The 20,601-nt window shown below is 68.5% G+C and carries 24 protein-coding genes; 8 read left to right on the forward strand and 16 right to left on the reverse strand.

Annotated elements, in window-relative coordinates:
• Window positions 1–217: 217 nt before the first annotated feature.
• Complete coding sequence (ygfZ, locus tag AVR91_RS01140) at window positions 218–1,345, reverse strand: CAF17-like 4Fe-4S cluster assembly/insertion protein YgfZ (RefSeq protein ID WP_063272417.1); 1,128 nt, start codon at window positions 1,343–1,345, stop codon at window positions 218–220.
• A 30-nt stretch (window positions 1,346–1,375) separates the two neighbouring features.
• Here ygfZ and AVR91_RS01145 point away from each other — a divergent pair, with 30 nt between their 5' ends.
• Window positions 1,376–2,230, forward strand: a complete 855-nt coding sequence (locus AVR91_RS01145) for an aminodeoxychorismate lyase (protein WP_063272412.1) — start codon at window positions 1,376–1,378, stop codon at window positions 2,228–2,230.
• Here AVR91_RS01145 and AVR91_RS01150 read toward each other — a convergent pair.
• The 10 genes from AVR91_RS01150 to AVR91_RS01195 all read right to left on the reverse strand — a co-directional run bounded on the left by AVR91_RS01150 (window position 2,223) and on the right by AVR91_RS01195 (window position 8,460).
• A complete protein-coding gene (locus AVR91_RS01150; RefSeq protein WP_211282606.1) occupies window positions 2,223–2,486 on the reverse strand; it encodes a hypothetical protein in 264 nt (87 codons plus the stop codon). The genes AVR91_RS01145 and AVR91_RS01150 overlap by 8 nt on opposite strands.
• Before the next feature lie 64 nt (window positions 2,487–2,550).
• The gene (locus tag AVR91_RS01155; RefSeq protein WP_063272413.1) at window positions 2,551–3,003 is read right to left on the reverse strand and encodes a hypothetical protein; all 453 of its coding nucleotides are present in this window, start codon (window positions 3,001–3,003) and stop codon (window positions 2,551–2,553) included.
• On the reverse strand, window positions 2,991–3,863 hold the full coding sequence (locus tag AVR91_RS01160; protein ID WP_063272414.1) for a 5-oxoprolinase subunit C family protein: 873 nt from the start codon (window positions 3,861–3,863) through the stop codon (window positions 2,991–2,993). Before AVR91_RS01160 ends, AVR91_RS01155 begins: the two co-directional genes overlap by 13 nt.
• Window positions 3,860–4,471, reverse strand: coding sequence for a 5-oxoprolinase subunit PxpB (gene pxpB, locus AVR91_RS01165; RefSeq protein ID WP_063272415.1), 612 nt, complete (start codon window positions 4,469–4,471; stop codon window positions 3,860–3,862). Before pxpB ends, AVR91_RS01160 begins: the two co-directional genes overlap by 4 nt.
• Window positions 4,472–4,481: 10 nt before the next feature.
• Complete coding sequence (locus AVR91_RS01170; RefSeq protein WP_016338012.1) at window positions 4,482–5,114, reverse strand: FABP family protein; 633 nt, start codon at window positions 5,112–5,114, stop codon at window positions 4,482–4,484.
• Window positions 5,115–5,323: 209 nt separating this feature from the next.
• On the reverse strand, window positions 5,324–5,632 hold the full coding sequence (locus AVR91_RS01175; protein ID WP_034312617.1) for a DUF1416 domain-containing protein: 309 nt from the start codon (window positions 5,630–5,632) through the stop codon (window positions 5,324–5,326).
• Window positions 5,632–6,468: a sulfurtransferase gene (locus AVR91_RS01180; protein WP_063272593.1), complete on the reverse strand. Its 837-nt coding sequence runs from the start codon at window positions 6,466–6,468 to the stop codon at window positions 5,632–5,634. The genes AVR91_RS01175 and AVR91_RS01180 overlap by 1 nt, the downstream gene beginning before the upstream one ends.
• Before the next feature lie 21 nt (window positions 6,469–6,489).
• The gene (locus AVR91_RS01185; protein WP_063272594.1) at window positions 6,490–6,924 is read right to left on the reverse strand and encodes a DUF4395 domain-containing protein; all 435 of its coding nucleotides are present in this window, start codon (window positions 6,922–6,924) and stop codon (window positions 6,490–6,492) included.
• Window positions 6,925–7,118: 194 nt separating this feature from the next.
• Entirely contained in the window at window positions 7,119–7,559 is a 441-nt protein-coding gene (locus AVR91_RS01190; protein WP_063272595.1) for a TlpA family protein disulfide reductase, read from the reverse strand.
• A 7-nt stretch (window positions 7,560–7,566) separates the two neighbouring features.
• Window positions 7,567–8,460 (reverse strand): LmeA family phospholipid-binding protein, encoded by an 894-nt coding sequence (locus AVR91_RS01195; protein ID WP_083737298.1) that lies wholly within the window; start codon window positions 8,458–8,460, stop codon window positions 7,567–7,569.
• Window positions 8,461–8,604: 144 nt separating this feature from the next.
• Here AVR91_RS01195 and AVR91_RS01200 point away from each other — a divergent pair, with 144 nt between their 5' ends.
• From AVR91_RS01200 to pstB, 6 genes are all read left to right on the forward strand, one after another.
• Entirely contained in the window at window positions 8,605–9,351 is a 747-nt protein-coding gene (locus AVR91_RS01200) for a response regulator transcription factor (RefSeq protein ID WP_063272596.1), read from the forward strand.
• A gap of 63 nt (window positions 9,352–9,414) precedes the next feature.
• Window positions 9,415–10,290: a mycothiol synthase gene (gene mshD, locus AVR91_RS01205; RefSeq protein ID WP_063272597.1), complete on the forward strand. Its 876-nt coding sequence runs from the start codon at window positions 9,415–9,417 to the stop codon at window positions 10,288–10,290.
• Between the two features lie 229 nt (window positions 10,291–10,519).
• Entirely contained in the window at window positions 10,520–11,644 is a 1,125-nt protein-coding gene (gene pstS, locus AVR91_RS01210; RefSeq protein WP_063272598.1) for a phosphate ABC transporter substrate-binding protein PstS, read from the forward strand.
• Window positions 11,645–11,844: 200 nt separating this feature from the next.
• Window positions 11,845–12,762, forward strand: a complete 918-nt coding sequence (pstC, locus tag AVR91_RS01215; protein ID WP_063272599.1) for a phosphate ABC transporter permease subunit PstC — start codon at window positions 11,845–11,847, stop codon at window positions 12,760–12,762.
• A gap of 2 nt (window positions 12,763–12,764) precedes the next feature.
• Complete coding sequence (pstA, locus tag AVR91_RS01220; protein WP_063272600.1) at window positions 12,765–13,682, forward strand: phosphate ABC transporter permease PstA; 918 nt, start codon at window positions 12,765–12,767, stop codon at window positions 13,680–13,682.
• A 10-nt stretch (window positions 13,683–13,692) separates the two neighbouring features.
• Entirely contained in the window at window positions 13,693–14,469 is a 777-nt protein-coding gene (pstB, locus tag AVR91_RS01225; protein WP_016338000.1) for a phosphate ABC transporter ATP-binding protein PstB, read from the forward strand.
• A gap of 454 nt (window positions 14,470–14,923) precedes the next feature.
• Here pstB and phoU read toward each other — a convergent pair whose 3' ends face one another.
• The 5 genes from phoU to AVR91_RS01255 form a co-directional block, all read right to left on the reverse strand.
• Window positions 14,924–15,586 carry a phosphate signaling complex protein PhoU gene (gene phoU, locus AVR91_RS01235; RefSeq protein WP_016337999.1) on the reverse strand — a complete coding sequence of 221 codons (663 nt, stop codon included), beginning with the start codon at window positions 15,584–15,586 and terminating at the stop codon, window positions 14,924–14,926.
• An 80-nt stretch (window positions 15,587–15,666) separates the two neighbouring features.
• Window positions 15,667–17,061, reverse strand: coding sequence for an LCP family protein (locus tag AVR91_RS01240; RefSeq protein ID WP_063272602.1), 1,395 nt, complete (start codon window positions 17,059–17,061; stop codon window positions 15,667–15,669).
• Between the two features lie 817 nt (window positions 17,062–17,878).
• The gene (locus AVR91_RS01245) at window positions 17,879–18,607 is read right to left on the reverse strand and encodes a GGDEF domain-containing protein (RefSeq protein WP_063272603.1); all 729 of its coding nucleotides are present in this window, start codon (window positions 18,605–18,607) and stop codon (window positions 17,879–17,881) included.
• A gap of 65 nt (window positions 18,608–18,672) precedes the next feature.
• Window positions 18,673–19,284, reverse strand: coding sequence for an isopentenyl-diphosphate Delta-isomerase (gene idi, locus AVR91_RS01250; RefSeq protein ID WP_063272604.1), 612 nt, complete (start codon window positions 19,282–19,284; stop codon window positions 18,673–18,675).
• Between the two features lie 58 nt (window positions 19,285–19,342).
• A complete protein-coding gene (locus AVR91_RS01255; protein WP_063272605.1) occupies window positions 19,343–20,176 on the reverse strand; it encodes an alpha/beta fold hydrolase in 834 nt (277 codons plus the stop codon).
• Window positions 20,177–20,298: 122 nt separating this feature from the next.
• Here AVR91_RS01255 and AVR91_RS01260 point away from each other — a divergent pair, with 122 nt between their 5' ends.
• Window positions 20,299–20,583, forward strand: coding sequence for a hypothetical protein (locus tag AVR91_RS01260; RefSeq protein ID WP_037334795.1), 285 nt, complete (start codon window positions 20,299–20,301; stop codon window positions 20,581–20,583).
• Window positions 20,584–20,601: the final 18 nt, after the last annotated feature.

Genomic DNA, 20,601 nt, shown 5'->3' on the forward strand with positions numbered 1-20,601 from the left:
AAGGGGTCCTTCACGTACTTCGGTCGTGAGTGAAGGCCGAGTTTCCAGCGCTCAGCCGAGGGATGGGGCCCTTCACGCGCGGCCGCCGGCGGAAAGCCGCGGACGCAGTGTCCCCAATGTGGCATTGGNNCCGATGCCACATTGGGCGCACCGGCTGAGGCGCCGGAAGGAGCCCAGACTCTGAGCAGGCTGGTGGACGGACAGCCAGAAACCCAGCTCAGCCCCGCAGCCGCTGAGCAGCTTCCCGGCCGGGAGCCGGAGCCTCCCCCGGAACCGAGTCCGGGTCGATGGTCGCCTGCACGACGCGGTCCTCGGCGCCCACCAGCAGCTCCGCGCCCGGCTGCGTCGAGCGTTTGACCAGCGCCAGCGCGATCGGGCCCAGCTCGTGGTGCTGCACCACGCTGCCGACGCGCCCCACCGTCCGCTCGCCCAGCACCACCGGATCGCCGGTCTCCGGCGTGATCTCCGGCGAACCGTCCAGGTGCAGCAGCGCCATGTACCGTGGCGGCCGCCCGACGTTGTGGACCTTCGCGACGGTCTCCTGCCCGCGATAGCAGCCCTTCGCCACATGCGCGGCGGAGTCGACCCAGTTCACCTCGTGCGGGATCGTGCGCTCGTCGGTGTCGACGCCCAGCCGCGGCCGCAGCGATTCGACCCGCAGCGCGTCGAAGGTCCAGCTGCCCGCCGGTCGCGCGCCGGCGTCGGTCAGGCGCCGCCACCAGTCGGCCAGTTCGGCGCGGGGCACGGCGAGGTCGACGCTGTGCCGTCCCGGCCACGGCATCCGCCGCGCGAAACCGCCGGGGATCGCCACGACCGAGTACGGGTCCGAGCCCACGGAGACACCCACGGCGTCCAGCACGCGGTCCGCGTCGGGGCCGAGGACGGTCAGCAGCGCCAGCTCGTCCGAGACATCGCGGATGTCCACTTTGGACCAGAATTTCATCGCTTCGAGGTAGTCGCGCAGTGTCTGCTTGCCGCCGGACGGCAACGCGCTGGTGGCGACCGCGCCCCGGTCGCTGTCCAGCCACACCGTGCCGTCCGCGTGCGCGACGACCATGTGGGTGTCGACGCGGCCTTGGCTGTCCAGCACGAGCGCCTCGGTGCCGGTGCCCTCGGCGAGCCCGGTGACATGCTGCGAGATCACCAAATGCAACCAGGACAACCGTTCTTCCCCGGTCACGGCCAGGATCTCGCGGTGCGAACGGTCGATCACGACCGCGCCGCGCGCCGCGGTCCGTTGCTCGGCGAAGGGGTCACCCCAGTGCCACGGGACACCTTCCTCCGGATGCCCGTCGGGTGCCGCGATCGGTCCGGGAAGCTCGAGCAAGGGGGAGCGGTAGGGCATGAAACCCATGCTAGTGAGTACCGTGTCCCTATGCGCGTGCTTGCCTTCCTCGACGGGACCCTGGCCGACCCCGAAGCCGCTCACCTGCGGGTGGACGATCTGGGACTGCTTCGCGGCGACGGCGTGTTCGAGACGATCCTCGTCGTCGACGGACGGCCCCGCGAGCTGCGCCCGCACCTCGAGCGGTTGGCCCGTTCCGCGGCCATGCTCGACCTGCCGGAGCCGGACCTCGCGGTCTGGGAGCGCGCCGCGCAGGTCGTCATCGACAACTGGTCCGGCCCGGCCGAGATCGCGCTGAAACTGGTGTACACCAGGGGAATCGACGGCGATCCGGAGGCGAAGCCGTTCGGGTTCGCGCTCGGCGTGGAGATCGACGAGAAGGTCCAGCGGGCCCGCGTCGAAGGCGTCGCGGCGATCACCCTCGAGCGCGGTATCGAGCCCGACCTCGCCGAGCGCGCGCCGTGGCTGCTGCTGGGCGCGAAGTCGATTTCGTACGGCGTCAACATGGCGGCGTTGCGGGAGGCGGGCCGCCGCGGCGCGAGCGATGTGATTTTCACCGCCGCCGACGGTTCGGTCTTCGAAGGGCCGACTTCGACGGTCGTCCTCGCGAAGGACAAGACGCTCTACACGCCGCCGGCGACCATCGGCATCCTGCCCGGGACGACGCAGGCGGCGCTGTTCCGCGGCGCCGAGCGCGCGGGCTGGTCGGTCAAGGTCGAACCGCTCAACGTCTCGGACCTCACCGAGGGCGAAGGGCTGTTCCTCGCCTCGTCGGTCCGCAAGCTGACCCGGGTGCACACGCTCGACGGCGTCGCGCTCACCGACTCCAGCGCGATCCACGCCGAGCTGGCCGCCGCGTACGAGAGCGAGTACGCGATCAGCTGAGCGTCGCGCGCAGCTTGGCGATGGTGCGAAGGATCTCGTCCCGGTGCTTGGCAGTCGTGATCCAGGCGGGCAGCCGGGCGACCAAGGTCATGCCGGGACGATTCCCGAGCCCGCGTTCGCGCGGCTTCGCCGCGACGAATCGTTCGAGCAGGTCGAGGTGACGTTCGTGGAACGCCCAAAGGGTGTTCCCGCCACAGCAGTCGGCGCGCAGCCACAGCGGTTCGCGGAAGAACGGGTCGATGGGCCGGTTCCACACGTGGTAGTGAGGTTCAGGGGGTTCCCGAGCCGAATTTGGGGATCGCGGAACCGCGGCGCGTCCATCAGCCGAGCGGGCTGATGATCAGCAGGTGCGGCAGGATCTCCTCTTCGCGGTAAGCCGCGATCTTGTGGTGCCCGTCGAGGATCACCGCCGCGTCGGTGGTCTCCAGCACGACCGCGACCGGCCGGTGCCCGCTCTTGATCGCGGTCCGGTAGTAGCCGATCCGGGACACGTCGGCGGGCGGCCAGTCGGCGCTCGGGGTCAGGTAGCGGTCCTCGGCCAGCCGTTCGGGTCCGGTGACCTGGTATTCGCCGTCGGCGAAGAGTTCGAGAAGCGGGCGGAGCGTGTCGCCGAGTGGACGCCGTATCTGGCCGGTGGCCAGGGCGATCCGCAGCGACTGCGGGAGTTCCGGTTGGGTTGGGACCCGGTTCGAAGCACTCTTTCCCGCTGAGAACCAGTTTGCGCTGTTCGTGTCGATGACACCCGTGCCACCGTCGACCTTTACCTGTTCCACACCCTCGTGGACGAGTGAAAGCGGAGAAGGGTTCCGGGTCTGGCCTGCGCGAGGGCCGGGAGTGACGCCTGTCTCACCACGGCCGCCACCGGATAACCACCGGTAGTCGGATGATCCGCCAAGAACACCACCGGCAACCCGTTCGGCGGGACCTGCACGGCGCCGGTCAGCAGGCCTTCGCTCGGCAGCTCCCGCTCCGCGTAGTCGTCCCCGCGAGTCAGCGCGGGCCCGTCGAGCCGGAGCCCGACGCGGTTGGATTCCGCCGTCACCGTCCAGGTCTTCGCGAGCCCCGCCGCGAGATCCTCGAACCAATGCGCCCGAGGGCCCGGGTCCACGCGCACGATCAGTTCCGCGGGTGCCGTCGTGGGCAGCACGACGTCGGCGCCGTCGGACACGCGTGGTGTGCCGAGCGGCAGGACGTCGCCCTTCTTGAGCGGCGCGGGGCCGATCTCCGAAAGGACGTCCCGCGACCGGCTGCCGAGTTCCGTGTCGACCGTGATGCCGCCGGAAACCGCCAGATAGCACCGTAATCCGGTGGCAGGCGCGCCGATCGCCACCACCTGCCCCGCCGCCAGCCACACCGGAGCGTGCGAGCCGACAGGACGTCCGTCCACCTCGACGGCGACGGAAGGGCCGGTCACCGCGACCGTGCAGGACGTCGTCGCGCGCAGCCGCAGCCCGCCGAACAGGCACTCCACGCCGGCCGCGTCCTCGGTGTTGCCGACGAGCCGGTTGGCCAGTTTCAGCGCCGGGACGTCGAGCGCGCCCGACGGCGGCACGCCGAGATGGGCGTAGCCGGGCCTGCCGAGGTCTTGGATCAGCGCGATCGGGCCGGTCTCGACCACTTCGAGGGCCCTCATCGTGCACTCCGGAAGCGCACGCGGTCGCCGGGCGACAGCAGTGCCGGCCGGTCGGCGCGGGGATCGAACAGGACGGTCCGGGTGTGGCCGATCAGCCGCCAGCCGCCGGGCGAGACGCGTGGGTACACGCCGGTGAACTCGCCCGCGATACCGACCGAACCCGCCGGCACACGAGTGCGCGGAGCGGACAGCCGCGGTTGCCGGAGCGGCTCGGGAAGTCCGGTCAGGTAACCGAATCCGGGCGCGAACCCGGTGAACGCCACGGTGTAGACGGCGCCGGTGTGCAGCCGGACGACGTCCTCTGTGGACACTCCGGCGTCCCGCGCGACGAGTTCGAGATCCTCGCCGTCGTAGGTCACGTCGAGGGTGATCTCGCGGGATGCGCCTTCCGGCGGATGGTCGAGGTCGGCGTCCGCCAGCAGCTCACGGACGGCCGCGAGCGCGCCCGAGCCGGGGGTTTCCACCACGAGCAGGCTGCGGGCGCCGGGAACGAGTTCGGTGATGCCGTCCGGGCGCGCGGCCGAGACCGCCGCGTGCGCCGCCATCGACTCGGCCAGGGAAGCGCAGTCGAGCAGGGCGGCGTGCTCGCCGTAGGCACGCCACCGCATCGGAAGAACGTCAGCCCACCACGCGACGCAGCAGCGCCGACGTGTGCGGCTGCAGTTCCTGGCCCATCATGGCGCGCTCCTCGACGTAGCCGAGTTCGCCGTTGACGATGCCGTAGAGCCGCTGCGAGGCCGTGACGTCCTTGGCCGTCGACGTGCGGACGACCGCGTCGGTGCCCAGCTCCCAGGCCGGGACCGAGGCCTTGCCGCGCGGCTTGCCGTAGAAGAGCTCCACGATGCCGGTGTTGTGCGTCAGCAGCAGCTCGATCGTGTCGTCGGCCTGCGGACGCCAGAACCCGGATTCGCGCGCGGCGGGACGGATGACCTTGCCGTCCTCGTCGAGCAGCCAGGCACGTGCCTCGTGCGTGAGGAACGGGCGGCCGTCGTGCGCGATGGTCAGCTGCATGCCGAACCGGTACGGGCCCTCGATGGTCGGGTAGTCGACCTCGCCCTCCCCGCGCCACACGCCGACGAGCGGCAGCAGCGCCAGGCAGGCGTCGTTGAGGTTCGGACCCTCGCGCAGGTTCGCGGTGTCGCCCGGGATGGGCATGTCAGGGAAGGTGCCGTACGGAGGCAGGTTCCGGTCGCGCGTGGTCTCCGCGCGCTTTTCCGCGGCCTGGATGGCCTCGTCGCCACTAGCCGTCATGGGTCAGCGCTGGTCCGCGTAAAGCCGGTAGACGACGTACACGGCGAACCAGGTGATCGCGACGCCGGCGAGCACCAGCAGGGTCGTAAACAGGATCTCCACGACACGCACCTTAGTCGCTACCTGCCCGGACAGGCCTGCCGAGGTCGCGTGGCAGTGCCCACACGCGCGTGAAGGCCCCCTTCNNGGGGCCTTCACGCGCGAAAACGTCAGGCGACCGAGATGGCGAGCTGGTGCACGCCGGGTCCCTGCGCGGTGACGGAGGCTTCGCCGTTGCCGGAGCGGTGCAGCGCGCGCACCGTCCAGTCACCGGGGGCCGCGTAGAAGCGGAAGTCGCCGTCGGCCGACGAGACCACCTCGCCGGTGAAGTCGCCGCCGCCGTCCAGCAACCGCACGAAGGCGCCGCCGACGGGGCCCTCCGAGCCGGTCACCTTGCCGGCCAGCACGACCTGGCCGCGGGTGTCGTAATCGGCGGGCGTGGCCTCCTGGGCCGGCGCGCCGCAGCTGTCGTCTGCCATCACTTAGCTCCCAACTCGACCGGCACGCCGACGAGCGAGCCGTATTCCGTCCACGAACCGTCGTAGTTCTTCACCTGGTCGTAGCCGAGGAGCTCGTGCAGCGCGAACCACGCGATGGACGAACGCTCACCGATCCGGCAGTACGCGATGGTGGCCTTCGACTCGTCGAGGCCCTCGTCGGAGTACAGCTCCTTGATCTCTTCCTCGGTCTTGAAGGTGCCGTCCTCGTTGGCGACCTTCGCCCACGGGACGTTCAGCGCGCCGGGGATGTGGCCCGGGACCTGCGACTGCTCCTGCGGCAGGTGCGCCGGGGCGAGCAGCTTGCCGGAGAACTCGTCGGGCGAGCGCACGTCGACGTAGTTGCTCTTGCCGATCTCGGCGACGACCTCGTCGCGGAACGCGCGGATCGACAGGTCCTGCTCCTTGGCCTGGTACGTGGTGGCCTCGCGCTTGACCTCGTCCGCGTTCAGCTCGCGGCCGTCGAGCTCCCACTTCTTGCGGCCGCCGTCGAGCAGCTGCACCTTGTCGTGGCCGTAGAGCTTGAAGTACCAGTACGCGTACGCGGCGAACCAGTTGTTGTTGCCGCCGTAGAGGATCACGCGGTCGTCGTTCGAGATGCCCTTCTCGGACAGCAGCTTCTCGAAGCCCTCCTTGTTGACGAAGTCGCGGCGGACCCCGTCCTGCAGGTCCTTGCGCCAGTCGAACTTCACCGCCCCGCGGATGTGTCCGTTGTCGTACGCGGTCGTGTCCTCGTCGACCTCGATGAACACGACACCCGGGGTGTCCAGGTTCTCCTCGGCCCACTGGGTGGTGACCAGGACGTCTTCACGGCTCATGGAGCTGACTCTCTTTCTGGGTTAGGACGCGCGAGGGCTGGGGCTGAAACGCTTGATGAGCAGGTACATCTCGCAACCGAGACAGAAGTTGAACGCCGCGTTGAGGAACGCCGCGAACAGCGCGAACGCCGTGGCGACGAAGCCGAGCGCGGTCAGGCCGGTGGCGAAACCGACGGTGCCGACGACCGCGAACACGAACCCGACGGCCTGCGCGAACCGCAGCGGGGCGGCGTCTTCGCGTTCGGTCGCCGGGCCCAGCCGCGGCGCGACCAGGTAGCGATAGATCAGGGAGTACGGCGCCGGCTTCAGCCCGATGAAGGCGCCGATCGCGAACACCACCGCCTGCGCCGCGAGCAGTGGCCACCACTGGGTGATGAGCACGACCGCGAGCACGATCGTCGTCAGGATGGCGGCGAAACGCGGACCGCGGGGGTCGACGGCCGGTCCTGCGGACATGGTTCCTCCTGCGAACGAGAGGGAAGGCGATGCGTGCCGGACGGGCACGCGCAGGCGAGGTTCAGCGAACGCCGGGACACAGGCTGCTGCGAACGCGGCACAGATCCACTGCGCGGCGCTGGGTCAGCAAGGTTCGGGGCAGCCTGTTCACGGGCACGAGGGTACGCAGAGCTCCCTCAGGTTGGGAACCGTGTTCACACCTTGGGACGCTTCCCGGAATCCGGGATCAGATGCGGCTCCAGAGCCTCGAGAAGCTCCTGACCTCGGGGAACGCCGCCCACGCGGAAGACCTCCCGGCCGTCCGGCGTCAAGGCCAGCGTCGTCGGGGTCCGCAATATCGAAAGTGCCTGGGCGACTTCGGGGGTTTCGGTGACGTCCAGATCGACGTGTGTGAGGCCGTCGGTCTTGTCCGCGAGCGCCGAGAGGATCGCGCGGGTGTGACGGCACGGCGCGCAGAACGTCGTGGAGATCTGGACCAGGGTGACGCCTTCGGGCGCGAGGGCGCCCGAGACACGACCGGGCAGGGTGGGCGCGCCGGGCTTGGCCGCGCGGATCCGGCCGTTGCGTGCCCGCATCAGCACGCCCGCGACCCCGCCGAGCACCAAGACGCCCAGCAGCACCCACACTCCGGTCATCCGCAAATCACCCCTGAGGCTTCGCTCCGCTGAAGGCGACGTTCTTGCCTTCGCCCTTGATGGTCACCGAGCCGCTGTTCACGCGCACCGACGTCGGGGTCACCGAGAACGGCATCGCTCCGGTGTCGATGGTGGCGTTGAAGTTCGGCAGCAGCGCGTCCTGGACAGCCTGGGGAACGACGGTGGTCTCCTTGTCATTCCCGAACTGCAGCCGCTTCGGCTCGAGACGGATCTTCTGCCCGTCGAGTTCGATCATCGCGAAGCAGAAGATCTCCACCTTCTGCCCGGCGATCTGGACGTTGCCCGAAACCCGGATCCCGGCGCTGGCGGTGTCCACCGGCTCGCCGTTCTCGTTGGTCGCCGTCGGCTTCGTCTCGCCCTGGCCGCTGTCGCCGTTGCGGACGTAGTCCTCGGTGACCGGTTCGATCCGGAGGTTCTCGATCTTGTCCAGCGGCGCCTGCCGCGCGATGTCCGCGGCCTTGATCGTCACCTCGCCCTTGAGCGTGCCGATGACGATCGACTTCGTGTTGCCGGACGTCAGGTCCGAGAGCGGCGCCGTGACGTCGCTCATGTCGGCGTTGAAGTCCACATCCCTCAGACGCGGCGGAACGGCCACGCCCTGGGCGTTGATGGTGATGTGACTGTAGTCACCGGAAAGGGCCTGGGTCAGGAACGGGAAACCGTGCACCGTGACCGCCGGATCGTTGGCCAGGTTCAGCTGTTCGCGGGCCTTCTGGGAGATCGTGTGCTCGGCGTACGCCGCGGCCCCGAAATCGGCGCCGACCAGCAGCACCACCAGTACCGCGAGGGCGATGAGCCAGCCCCGGCCACGGCGCTTTCCTCGCTTGGCGGGCCGCCCGGGAGAGGGTCGGTCGTCCTGCGCCACGGGCCTGCTCACCATTACGTCGAATCTCCTTCGTCAACCTCTTCGGCCAGGTGTGATCGATCCAGCACGGGGTAGGTCCCCGGCTGTTCACCCGCTATTCTCACTAAGCACCGGCGGCCGCCACGTTCGAGGCGGCCACGATCCGAAGGCGGTGCGGCGATGAGCCTGGACCTTCTGGTACTGACCGCGGAAGCAGATGCCACCACGGTGTTGCCCGCCCTGGATCTGCTGCCCCACACCGTACGCGTCCGTGCTCCGGAAGTGACCGCGCTGCTCGACGCGGGCCACCGCGACGTCATCGTCCTCGACGCGCGCACCGATCTCGCCTCCGCGAAGAGCCTCTGCCGTCTGCTCAAGGGCGCGGGTGAGGACGAGACCTCCACGCCGGTCATCGCCGTCGTCGGCGAAGGCGGCCTGGTCGCGGTCAGCGCGGAATGGCGCACCGACGACATCCTCCTCCCGACGGCCGGTCCCGCCGAGGTCGACGCCCGGCTGCGGCTGGTCACCACCCGCGACGGCAGCGCCGCGCAGGTCGACGCCGAACTCCGCGTCGGCGACCTCGTCATCGACGAAGCGACCTACACCGCGAAGCTGCGCAAGCGCACTCTCGAACTCACCTACAAGGAGTTCGAACTCCTCAAGTACCTCGCGCAGCACGCCGGCCGGGTGTTCACCCGCGCGCAGCTGCTGCAGGAGGTCTGGGGTTACGACTTCTTCGGCGGCACGCGCACGGTCGACGTCCACGTCCGGCGTCTGCGCGCGAAGCTGGGGCCGGAGCACGAGCAGATGATCGGGACCGTGCGCAACGTCGGCTACAAGTTCGAGCGGCCTTCGAAGGGAGCGGCCAAGCAGGCCGTCGCCCCGGACGCGAGCGTCTACGAGCCGAGCGAGCTTTCTTCGCACTGAGTCCCCCTTCCTGTGTGACAAGACGTCCAGGCGGAGGGCGGGTTCCCGGGTAGGGTCGATTTCATGCTCGATCTGGCTTGGACCGGTGAACCGGACACGGAAGAGATCCACGACTTCCTCCTCGCCGTGCGCGAGGCCGACGGCCGCCCGGAGGACTCCGGGTTCGACGGTGGGCGGCACCTCCTCGGTCACGTCGACGGCGTGCTGGTCGCGTACGCGCATCTGGACACCGCAGGCGACTCGCATGGCAACCAGGTCGCCGAACTGTTCGTCCATCCCGCGCACCGCCGCTCCGGCCACGGCAGGGCGCTCACCAGGGCACTCGTCGAAGAGACAGCGGGAAAGCCGCTGCGCGTCTGGGCGCACGGCGACCACCCCGCCGCCGTCCATCTCGCCGGGACCGAGGGCTTCGAACGCGCCCGCGAACTGCTGATCCTCCACGCGGACGTCGAGACCGCCGACTGGCCGGAACCCGTGACGCGTGAAGGGGTCACGCTGCGCACGTTCGTCCCCGGCCAGGACGAGGAAGCGATGGTGCGGGTCAACGCCCGCGCCTTCGACTGGCACCCCGAGCAGGGCGCGCTGACCGCCGACGAGGTCCGGTCGGCCGAGAAGGACGCCTGGTTCGACCCCGAGGGCTTCTTCCTCGCGGAAGAGGACGGGAAGGTCATCGGTTTCCACTGGACGAAGGTCCACGAGGCCGTCCCCGGCCGCTTCGGCGGCGAGCCCGCGGGCGAGGTCTACGTCGTCGGCATCGATCCGGACGCCCAGGGCGGCGGTCTCGGGAAGGCGCTCACGCTCGCCGGGCTGCGGTACCTCCGCGACCGCGGGCTGGGCCAAGTGATCTTGTACGTCGAAGGTGACAACGCGCCCGCACTCGCCGTGTATTCGAAGCTCGGCTTCACCCGATACGAGGTAGACGTGCAATACGCACGGTAACCGCGTTCACACGGGCGGCACTTGACCGGTCACGGAGAGCGGACGCGCAGGTCACGGGTGGGACACGGGCCACTTTCGGAGTAGTCGCGCTGCTCACATCGGCCGCCTTGTTCACCTGTCGTTCACCCTTAGACGGCCGCCTGTCCACTGTCGGTGCTTAATGTCCGGGTCCGGAAGGAACGCTCCCGTTCCACCGATCCGGCGAAAGTCTCCCAGTGGAGGAAATGCAGTGAAGATCATGCGGCCCGCGGGCGCGATCGGCATCGTGGCCACCGCCGCCCTCGTGCTCGGCGCCTGTGGATCCGACCCGGCGGCGACCAAGCCCGGCAGCACGGGTGCCGCCGCCGCTCCGAGTGGCGCGGCCAACGTCGAATGCGGCGGCAAGAGCCCGCTTTCGGCCGAGGGCTCGTCCGCGCAGAAGAACGCGATCGACATCTTCGTGCAGGCTTACGCCGCCAAGTGCTCCGGCCAGAAGGTGAACTACAACCCGAGCGGTTCGGGCGCCGGCATCAAGCAGTTCAACGCGAACCAGGTCGACTTCGCCGGTTCGGACTCGCCGCTCAAGGACGAAGAGGCCGAGAAGGCCAAGGCCCGGTGCGCCTCCGACGCGTGGAACCTCCCGCTCGTCGTCGGCCCGGTCGCCGTCGCCTACAAGCTTTCCGGGGTCGACAAGCTGACCCTGACCCCCGAGGTCACCGCCAAGATCTTCAACGGTGGCATCACCAAGTGGAACGACCCGGCCATCAAGGCGGTCAAGGGCAACGAGAGCCTCAACCTGCCGGACAAGGCCATCCAGGTCATCTCGCGTACCGACGAGTCGGGCACCACCGACAACTTCCAGAAGTACCTGAAGGTCGCGTCCAAGGGCGCCTGGACCCAGGGTGACGGCAAGAAGTTCAACGGCGGTGTCGGCAACGGCGCGGAGAAGTCCAACGGTGTCGCCAACGCCGTGAAGTCGGCCGACGGTGCCATCACCTACGTCGAGTCCGCGTTCGCCAAGGACGGCATCAGCACCGCCCTCATCGACAGCGGCTCCGGCGGTGTCGAGCTCAGCGCGGCGAACGTCGCCAAGGCCCTCGACGCGGCGAAGTTCAAGAAGGAGGGCTCGAACGACCTGGCCCTCGACCTGGACGCGATCTACTCCAGCAACGTGCCCGGCGCCTACCCGGTCATCCTCGCCACCTACGAGATCGTGTGCTCCAAGTACGCGGACGCCGAGGTCGGCAAGGCCGTCAAGGCCTTCCTGAACGTCGCCGCCACCGACGGGCAGAAGCCGCTTTCGGAGAAGGGCTACGTGCCGATCCCGCAGAGCCTGCAGGACAAGGTCCTGACCGCCGTCAAGGCCATCGCCTGATCCTTCCGGTTGCTCGGTAAAGACAGGCTGGACAGAAGTAGTCGATGAGCGATTCATCTTCGCCCAGAACGCCCACCGGCGACCCCGGTGGGCGTTCTGGCGTCCGCGAGACCTTCACGGAGGACCCGATTTCGGAGCAATCTGCCGCGTCACCGCCCGAGCAGTCCTCGGTGCGCCTCGCGAGCCCCAATTCCAGGACGGTGCGACCCGGTGACCGCATCTTCCAGATCCTGACCACCGGAGCCGGCGTCTTCGTCGTCTCGCTGATCGGCCTGATCGGGTTGTTCCTGCTGGTGCAGGCCATCCCGGCGCTCCAGGCCGACAACGTGAACTTCCTGACCAGCCAGGTCTGGCAGACCACCCCGGACGACATGCGCTTCGGGATCATGGGCCTGCTGCTGGTCACGGTGTACTCGTCCCTGCTGGCGCTGATCATCGCGATGCCGATCTCGCTCGGGATCGCCCTCTTCCTCACCCAGTACGCGCCGAAGCGGCTGGCGCGGCCGTTCGCGTACGTGATCGACCTGCTCGCCGCGGTCCCCTCGATCATCTACGGCCTGTGGGGCCTGATGGTCTTCGCGCCGGCGATCGAGCCGTTCTCGCAGTGGGTCAACGACACCTTCTCGTGGATCCCGCTCTTCGCGGCGGGCAACGTCTCGCCTGACCTGCGCGGCACCATCTTCACCGCGGGCATCGTGCTGGCCGTGATGATCCTGCCGATCATCACCTCGCTGTCCCGCGAGATCTTCGAGCGGACCCCGACCCCGCATATCGAAGGCGCGCTGGCGCTGGGCGCCACCCGCTGGGAGGTCATCCGCACCACGGTGCTGCCGTTCGGCAAGGCGGGTTACATCGGCGCCTCGATGCTCGGCCTCGGCCGCGCGCTCGGCGAGACGATCGCGCTCGCGATCATCCTGACCGGCGCGGTCGGCCGCGAGTTCACCTGGAGCCTCTTCGACGGCGGCGCCACGTTCGCCTCGAAGATCGCGGCGGACTACGCGGAACTCAACAACGAGATCTCGGCGGGCGCGTACATCGCGGCGGGTCTCGTGCTGTTCCTGCTGACGCTCGTCGTCAACTTCATCGCGCGATCCGTCATCGCCAAGAAGGGGGACTGAGCATGTCCACCACGCTCGAGAAGACCCCCGCCACCACGCCCGCCTTCCAGCAGGTCAGCCTGGCCAGGAAGGTCAAGAACGGCTTCGCCACCACACTGATCTGGCTGTCGTTCCTGATCGCCGTCGTGCCGCTGGTGTGGCTGCTGGCCACGGTGATCATCAACGGGGTCAAGCGGATCCCCTACAGCAACTGGTGGACCGAGGACTTCGGCTCCGTGCTGTCGGACGAGGTCGGCGGCGGCGTGCTGCACGCGGTCATCGGTTCGGTGCTGCAGGGCCTGGTCTGCGCGATCATCGCGGTCCCGATCGGCATGCTGGTCGCGATCTACCTGGTCGAATACGGCCGCGGCAAACTCGCGAAGATCACCACCTTCATGGTGGACATCCTCTCCGGTGTCCCCTCGATCGTCGCGGCGCTGTTCATCTACGCGCTGTGGATCACCACGTTCGGCCTGCCGCGCAGCGGTTTCGCCGTGTCGCTGGCCCTGGTGCTGCTGATGATCCCGGTGGTCGTGCGCTCCTCGGAGGAGATGCTGCGGATCGTCCCGGACGACCTGCGCGAAGCCTCGTACGCGCTGGGCGTGCCGAAGTGGAAGACGATCATGAAGATCGTCCTGCCGACCGCGCTGTCCGGCATCATCGGCGGCATCATGATGGCGCTCGCCCGCGTCATGGGCGAGACCGCGCCGCTGCTGGTCCTCGTGGGCTACTCGGCCTACGTGAACTGGGACATCTTCGGTGGCGAACAGGCCGCTCTGCCGCTTCTGATGAACAACGAACGGGTCAGCAACCCGTTCGACGAGGGTACCGTCGCGTTCGACAGGATCTGGGGAGCGGCGCTCACCCTGGTACTGATCATCGCGATCGTGAACCTCCTCGCCATGCTCTTTGCCCGTCTTGTCGCCCCGAAGAAGAAGTGAGCTGTTTGAGATGGCCAAACGAATCGACGTCAAAGACGTGGACATCTACTACGGCAAATTCCACGCCGTGGACGGCGTCACCCTCTCGGTGCCGCCGCGGAACGTCACCGCGTTCATCGGCCCGTCGGGCTGCGGCAAGTCGACGGTGCTGCGCACGCTGAACCGGATGCACGAGGTCATCCCCGGCGCCCGCGTCGAGGGTGAGGTGCTGCTCGACGGCGAGGACATCTACGGCGCCGGGGTCGACCCGGTGCAGGTCCGCCGCACGATCGGCATGGTGTTCCAGCGCCCCAACCCGTTCCCGACGATGTCCATTCGCGACAACGTCGTGGCCGGCCTGCGCCTCGGCGGCACCAAGGGCAAGAAGGAGCTCGACGACGTCGCCGAGCGTGCCCTGCGCGGCGCCAACCTGTGGAACGAGGTCAAGGACCGGCTGAACAAACCGGGCGGCGGCCTCTCCGGTGGTCAGCAGCAGCGGCTCTGCATCGCCCGGGCGATCGCCGTGCGGCCCGACGTGCTGCTGATGGACGAGCCGTGCTCCGCGCTCGACCCGATCTCGACGCTCGCCATCGAGGACCTGATCGGTGAGCTCAAGAAGGAGTACACGATCGTCATCGTGACGCACAACATGCAGCAGGCGGCGCGGGTTTCGGACCAGACCGCGTTCTTCAACCTGGCGGGCGTCGGCCAGCCGGGTCGCCTGGTGGAGCTGAACGACACGGAGAAGATCTTCTCGAACCCGGACGAGAAGGCGACCGAGGACTACATCTCGGGTCGCTTCGGCTGAGTCTCGTTTGCGCGTGAAGGCCCCCTTCCCTCGGCTGAGCTGTGGGAAGGGGGCCTTCACGCGCTTGGGGCTGTGTTGGGCGCGGCAGGCTGAGGACGTTGCGAAAGCCACTTTCGCAACGTTGAAGGTTGCGAAAGTGGCTTTCGCAACACCTTCCCGCGGTGCGGTGCGGTGAGCGGGTGCTGGGCATCTCGCGTGATTGGACGGGCGACTCGCGTGATTAGACGGACGACTCGCGTGACTGGACGGACAACACGCGTGTCCAGAGGGATGGCTCGCCGCGTAGCTCGGCCGCGGTCGTGTCGTCCATCGGATCACGCGTGTCGTCCGTCCAGTCACGCGAGCCGTCCGTTCCGTCACGCGAAACGGCCGATGTCGGTTCCGGCGCCGGCATGACGAAGGGGCCCTTCACCGTATGGGATGCGGTGAAGGGCCCCTTCGCGGGAAAAGCCCCTTACAGCTCGTCGGGTCCGTAACCGGGCATCTTGCCGGTCACCACGAAGATCATCCGGCGCGCGACCGAGACGGCGTGGTCGGCGAAGCGCTCGTAGAAGCGGCCCAGCAGGGTGACGTCCACGGCCGCGGCGACGCCGTGGTCCCAGTTCCGGTCCATGATGACCGTGAACAGGTGCTTGTGGATCTCGTCGACCTCGTCGTCGTCCGACTCGATCGTGCGGGCGGCCTCGACGTCCTTGGACTTGATGACCTGCTCGACCTGCCGGGCCAGGCTGACACCGACCTCGCCCATCTTGGCGAAGTCCGCCTTCACCTCTTCGGGCAGCACGGGGTCCGGGTGACGGCGGCGCGCGGCCTTGGCCACGTGCAGTGCCAGGTCGCCCATCCGCTCCAGGCTTTCCGCCGCGTGGATCGCGGCGAGCACGGTCCGGAGGTCGGTCGCGACGGGTGCCTGCAGGGCCAGCAGCGCGTACGCCTGCTCCTCGCATTCGGCGCGCGCGTCGTCGACCTTCGCGTCGTCGCTGATGACCTGCTCGGCGAGCCCGAGATCGACCTCGAGCAACGCCCGGGTCGCCCGCTCCATCGCGTCGGCGACCTGGAGGGACATGCTCGCTAGGTTCTCGGCGAGCTGTTCGAGTTCGACATGGTAAGCCTCACGCATGGCCCAACCCTACGGGGAACAGGGGCCAAAAGCCGCATCCCAGAGTGAACCTGACGTGAACCCGGACTAACGAATGATCCTCAGCCTGAGCTGCTGCTCTTCTTGGCGCCGCCCGACTTGGCGGAGCTGGTCGGGGGCGACGCGGTATCGCTCGCTGGAGGGGCCGGGGCCTTCTCTTCCAGCGGGGTGTTGTTGATCAACGCGTCGAAGACGGCCTTCGCCTTGCTCTGCAGCAGCACCTCGTTGCCGCGCTTGTTCGCCTCTTCGGTGGTGGGCACGGTGAGGAACTTGACCTTGTCCGAGCCCATCCCGCGCATCGACTTCGCCAGCGTCATCATCTGCTTGATGCCGAGGTTCTCGCCGAAGGTGGCTTTGGCGAACGCGTCGATGAAACCGCTGAGCTTGCCGGTGTCCAGGATGACGTCCTTCGACATCACCGTCTTCAGCAGCGCGCCGAGGAAGGCCTGCTGCCGTTTGATCCGGCCGTAGTCGGACGTCGGGTCACCCTTGACGTGCCGGGCCCGGACGTAGTTCAGCGCCTGGTCGCCGGAGATCCGCACCTCGCCCGCCTGCGGGATGATCATGCCGAGCGTGGTGTCGTCGATCGGCTTCTCGTTGTACACGGTGACGCCCTGCACGGCGTCGACCATGGATTTGAAGCCGTTGAAGTCGATCCCGACGAAGTGGTTCATCTTCATGCCGGTGATCTGCTGGATCACCTTCGTGACGCACTGCGGGCCGCCGACCGCGTAGGCGGTGTTCAGCTTCGCGATCTTCTGCGCCGGCGAGGTCTCGTCCGAATACGACGACGTCGCCGGGTCCCAGCGCTTGCATTCGGGGCGGCTGATCTCGAGGTCGCGCGGGAACGACACCATGACGACCCGCTGCCTGTCGGCGGGGACGTGCGCGATCATGACCGTGTCCGAGCGGGCGCCCGGGGTGCCGTCGGCGTCGCCGACACCGTCTTCGGCGGCCGCCCCGTCACGGGTGTCGGAGCCGACCATCAGGAAGTTCTCGTCACCGGTCTGGCCCGCGGCGTCCTGGATGTCGGCCGAGTCCTCGTCGAGCGAAGCGACGGTGTTGAACTTCGCGTCGAACCAGGTCTGGGCGCCCCACGCCGAACCGATGGAGAGGAACACGAGCGCCGCGACCACGGCGGCGGTGATCCGGCCCGCCTTGGCCGTCTGCCTGGTCTTGCGTTCCTTCTTCTCCTGCAGCCGGGTCTGCGGCGCGGATTCCTCGGCAGGCTCGGGGTCGGCGGTCGTGACCACCCGTTGCAGCGCCGTGCGGGTCTGCTCCAGCAGGGCGGCGGGGCGCAAGGCGAGCCGCTCGCGGCGCTCGCGCTTCTTGGCCTCTTCGGCCTCGAGTTCGTCGTGCGCGGCGGAGAACCGGGCGAGCGTGTGGTCGATCTTGCGCTTGATGATCGTCGCGTCGTCGATCGCCTCGAGCTCGTCGGTCATGGTGAGCCGGTCCATCTCGGACCGCGGCGGGACACCCGGCGATTGCGGGGCGGGCGCCTGCTGCACCGGCCGCTGCGCCGGGCGGCGGGGACGGCGCGGGGGCGGCGGTACCGCGGGCTGCTGCTGGGCGCCGGGGTTCACCACCGGCGGGCGGCGCTGCGTGGGCGCCTCGGGACTGGGCGCGGCCTGCGGAGTGCGGCGCGGCTGGCGCGCGCGAGGCGGGCGAGGAGCTTCGTCGGGCTGCGGGCTCCGCGGCGGCGTCTGGGCACGCGGCGGGGCGGGTTTGGCCGCGCGAGGCGCGGGTGCCGGGCTCTCGGCGGGGGCGGCGGGCCGCGGGCGTCGAGGCGCGGGAGGCTCCGTCCGGGCGGCTCGCGCACCGGGTCTCGGAGGCGCCGGAGAAGGCTCGCTCTGCCGGAGCCGTCGCGGCGCGGGCGGCTCGGCGGAGGGGTCGAAGATCGGGCGTTCACCGGTATGACGTGCGACGACGTCGGAAACGCTGATCCCGCCGTGGGTGTCCATCGAGCGGCGTCGAGCCCTGCGGCCGCGCTCACCGGCGTTCCTGTCGGTGTTGCTGTGGCGACCGGTCCCCGGGGTGTGGTGCTCGTCGGGCACTCGGTCTCCTTTCAGGCCTGGCGTCGAAGCTCTTTCGTTATCGTACGGACACCTCAGGTTCGTGACGACAACCATCCCGGAATTTTCTTCACCCAAGGTACCGAGAAGCGCCGAACGGTCCATGCGATCGGGTGAGCGGTCGTGGTTAAAGCTGCGTTAAAAGGTTCGAAACCACTACGCAGAGTGCGAACGGTGACTGTGTGAGTGGGCGCCGAGTGGGCTAGGCGCCGGCGGACTCCGCGGCGTTCACCGGATGAGGAATCGTGCGTGAAGATTCCTTATCCCGATACGCCACTTTGTTTCGTCCGGCCCGTTTCGCCATGTACAACAAAGCGTCGGCACTGCGCAACTGCCGTTCCGGTTCGGCCGCGAGATCCGGCTCCATCCGGCTTTCGTGCGCGAGCCCCACGCTGATCGTCACCGAGAGACCGGGGCGGATGCGGCGCCACGGATGGCGGGCCACCCGGATGCGGGCGGTGTCGGCGATGCGCACGGCGCGGGCGGCGTCGACGTCCGGGATGACGAGCGCGAACTCCTCGCCGCCGTAGCGGGCGCAGAACGCCTCCGGCGGAAGTCCCTGTTGCAGCAGGTCGGCCACCTCGCGGAGCACCCGATCGCCCACCAGATGCCCGAACGTGTCGTTGACGTCCTTGAACAGGTCGAGGTCGACCAGCGCGATCGCGACGCCGGGCGGGCCGCGGTGGTCGACGGCCGGGCCGTGCAGCCACTGGTCGAGGTAGCGGCGGTTGTAGCTCGACGTCAGCGTGTCCCGCAGGTTGCCCGCCCTGGCGAGGTCGAAGGCGGATTTGAGGTGGTGGTACGCGCGTCGCCAGTCGCCCTGCGTGGCCAATACCCCGGCGATCGACTCGTGGAGGCTGAGCAGATCGGTGGTCGGCGCGCCCGGTGGGAGCGCGGCCTCGTCGTCGGCTGCCACGCTCACCTCCGCCACGAATTGGTTTTCGTCGTATAGGAGGGATCTCTTGAGGTATGAGTACGGGCCAAAGTGAATATCGCTCAAGAGGACGACGGTTCGGCGCCATTGTCACGCACCGAAGTGCCGTTCCGTAAGGACGAAAACGGCTCGGCGTCCTTGAGCTGGGAAAACTGATCCTTTGCCCAGTAACTCACGTCAGTCACATCGTCATTCAGCAACAGTGCGTAATCATTCCAGCTCAGCCACCGCCAGTCGCCGACCTCGTCGGGATGCGGTTCCGGATCTTCGTCGACCCAGGCGACGAAGACCGGGCAGAACTCGTTCTCGACCACGCCTTCGAACGGCGGCGTGGAGTAACGGTAGGCCGGAAGGACGCACCGGAGCCCGTTCAGCCGGGGCAGCCCGAGCTCGAAGGCGGCGCGGCGCCGGACGGCCTCCTCGATCGGTTCACCCGGTGCGGGGTGCCCGCAGACACTGTTGGTCCACACGCGGGGCCACACCTTCTTGGTGGCGGCGCGGCTGGTGATCAGCAGGGCCTGGTCGCTGCCGCGCAGCAGGTAGCACGAGAACGCCAGGTGCAGCCGGGTGTGCTCGTGGTGCGCGGCCAGTTTGGGCGCGGTTTCGCCGGTCGGCTCGCCGTCCTCGGTGACGTAGACGATGCGTTCGGTGTCCACTTCGGTCATGTTGTTCATCGGCCCCACTGAACCAGCAGGCTCGCTGTAACCGGTACCGCGACCAGAGTTACCCCTGTTAGTGGGACGAAAGGTGCTCCACGAGCAAAGATGTGACGGCTTCGGGAGCCTCCTCCACGACCCAGTGAGAGACGTCCTCGATCATCTCGAAGCGGTACGGCCCGGTGACCCGGTTCGCGGTGTCGAGCGCGGCCGTCGAACCGAAGGCGGCGTCCTCGGTGCTCCAGACGTAGAGCGTCGGGACCTCGATCGGCCCGATCTTCCCGCCGGGACGGCCGGCGCGATACCAGTTGAGCGCGGCGGTCAGCGCGCCCGGCTCGGACAGGCGCTGGACGTACTCGTCGATCTTGCTCGGCGGCACTTTCCAGTCGAACATGCGGCGCAGCGCGTCGGCGTTGTTCTCGAGCATCCGCCGTTCGGTGACGCGGGTCTGCCGCCATTCGGTCATGTAGGCCGACCGGAGGTGCTGGTCCTCGTCGGTCTTCATGGCCTCCGCCAGCGCCGCCGGATGCGGTGTCGAAATCACCGCGAGACTGCGGAGCCTGCCGGGATGCGCGTCGGCCGTCCACCACGCGACGGCGCCGCCCCAGTCGTGTCCGACGAGATCGAATTCGTTCCACCCCAAGCGATCCGCGATCGCGATGACATCACCGACGAGGTCGTCGATCCCGTATTCGGAGGCCTGTTCCGGCCGGACGCCCGGGGAGTAGCCGCGCTGATCCGGGGCGACCGCGCGATAGCCGAGCACGCCGAGCGTCGCGACCTGGTGCTCCCATTCCACCGCGGCCTCGGGAAACCCGTGCAGCAGCAGGACGGGGCGGCCGTCCTCGGGGCCCGCCGCGATGGCGTCGAAGGAACCGGCCGCGGTGGGGATGCTCAGCTGCTCGATCACGACGCCGACTTTACGGGTCCCGGGTTTCCGGCAGGCGGCAAGGGATTGACGACGAGTGTTCCTTGATCGTCTAATGAGCGCGCTGCCGATCTTCGGCCGCACTGGGGAAACTGGGGTATCACATGTCGAACAGTTGGAGGCGCCGGCTCGCCGTCGGCGCCGCTTCCGTCGCGCTCGCGGGCGGAATCGGTGTCACCGCGGCGAATGTCGCGGTCGCGCAGGAAGCACCGGTTTCGGTGCTCGGGGTCTGTGACGGCAACCCGGGTTGTCATCTCGGGCCGTACCCGACCTACGAAGCGTGTCTCATCGAGCAGAGCAACATGGCCCGGTATTACACGATCACCATGCGGTGCTTCGAGGTCGACCACGACCAGTGGAAGTTCGCCTACAAGACCAGGGGAACCTGAGTCCTGAACGAAACGCTC

The sequence above is a fragment of the Amycolatopsis keratiniphila subsp. keratiniphila genome (assembly GCF_001620365.2).
Lineage (GTDB): Bacteria > Actinomycetota > Actinomycetes > Mycobacteriales > Pseudonocardiaceae > Amycolatopsis > Amycolatopsis keratiniphila.

Excerpts from the sequence above, each read along its gene's own strand:
- ygfZ (WP_063272417.1), bottom strand. The coding sequence starts at position 1,345 with ATGCCCTACCGCTCCCCCTTGCTCGAGCTTCCCGGACCGATCGCGGCA.
- pxpB (WP_063272415.1), bottom strand. The coding sequence starts at position 4,471 with ATGCGGTGGCGTGCCTACGGCGAGCACGCCGCCCTGCTCGACTGCGCT.
- AVR91_RS01200 (WP_063272596.1), top strand. The coding sequence starts at position 8,605 with ATGAGCCTGGACCTTCTGGTACTGACCGCGGAAGCAGATGCCACCACG.
- AVR91_RS01240 (WP_063272602.1), bottom strand. The coding sequence starts at position 17,061 with ATGGACCGGCTCACCATGACCGACGAGCTCGAGGCGATCGACGACGCG.
- phoU (WP_016337999.1), bottom strand. The coding sequence starts at position 15,586 with ATGCGTGAGGCTTACCATGTCGAACTCGAACAGCTCGCCGAGAACCTA.
- AVR91_RS01260 (WP_037334795.1), top strand. The coding sequence starts at position 20,299 with ATGTCGAACAGTTGGAGGCGCCGGCTCGCCGTCGGCGCCGCTTCCGTC.
- pstA (WP_063272600.1), top strand. The coding sequence starts at position 12,765 with ATGTCCACCACGCTCGAGAAGACCCCCGCCACCACGCCCGCCTTCCAG.
- idi (WP_063272604.1), bottom strand. The coding sequence starts at position 19,284 with ATGAACAACATGACCGAAGTGGACACCGAACGCATCGTCTACGTCACC.
- pstB (WP_016338000.1), top strand. The coding sequence starts at position 13,693 with ATGGCCAAACGAATCGACGTCAAAGACGTGGACATCTACTACGGCAAA.
- AVR91_RS01185 (WP_063272594.1), bottom strand. The coding sequence starts at position 6,924 with ATGTCCGCAGGACCGGCCGTCGACCCCCGCGGTCCGCGTTTCGCCGCC.
- AVR91_RS01195 (WP_083737298.1), bottom strand. The coding sequence starts at position 8,460 with ATGGTGAGCAGGCCCGTGGCGCAGGACGACCGACCCTCTCCCGGGCGG.
- AVR91_RS01170 (WP_016338012.1), bottom strand. The coding sequence starts at position 5,114 with ATGACGGCTAGTGGCGACGAGGCCATCCAGGCCGCGGAAAAGCGCGCG.
- AVR91_RS01175 (WP_034312617.1), bottom strand. The coding sequence starts at position 5,632 with ATGGCAGACGACAGCTGCGGCGCGCCGGCCCAGGAGGCCACGCCCGCC.
- AVR91_RS01190 (WP_063272595.1), bottom strand. The coding sequence starts at position 7,559 with ATGACCGGAGTGTGGGTGCTGCTGGGCGTCTTGGTGCTCGGCGGGGTC.
- AVR91_RS01145 (WP_063272412.1), top strand. The coding sequence starts at position 1,376 with ATGCGCGTGCTTGCCTTCCTCGACGGGACCCTGGCCGACCCCGAAGCC.
- AVR91_RS01160 (WP_063272414.1), bottom strand. The coding sequence starts at position 3,863 with ATGAGGGCCCTCGAAGTGGTCGAGACCGGCCCGATCGCGCTGATCCAA.
- mshD (WP_063272597.1), top strand. The coding sequence starts at position 9,415 with ATGCTCGATCTGGCTTGGACCGGTGAACCGGACACGGAAGAGATCCAC.
- AVR91_RS01180 (WP_063272593.1), bottom strand. The coding sequence starts at position 6,468 with ATGAGCCGTGAAGACGTCCTGGTCACCACCCAGTGGGCCGAGGAGAAC.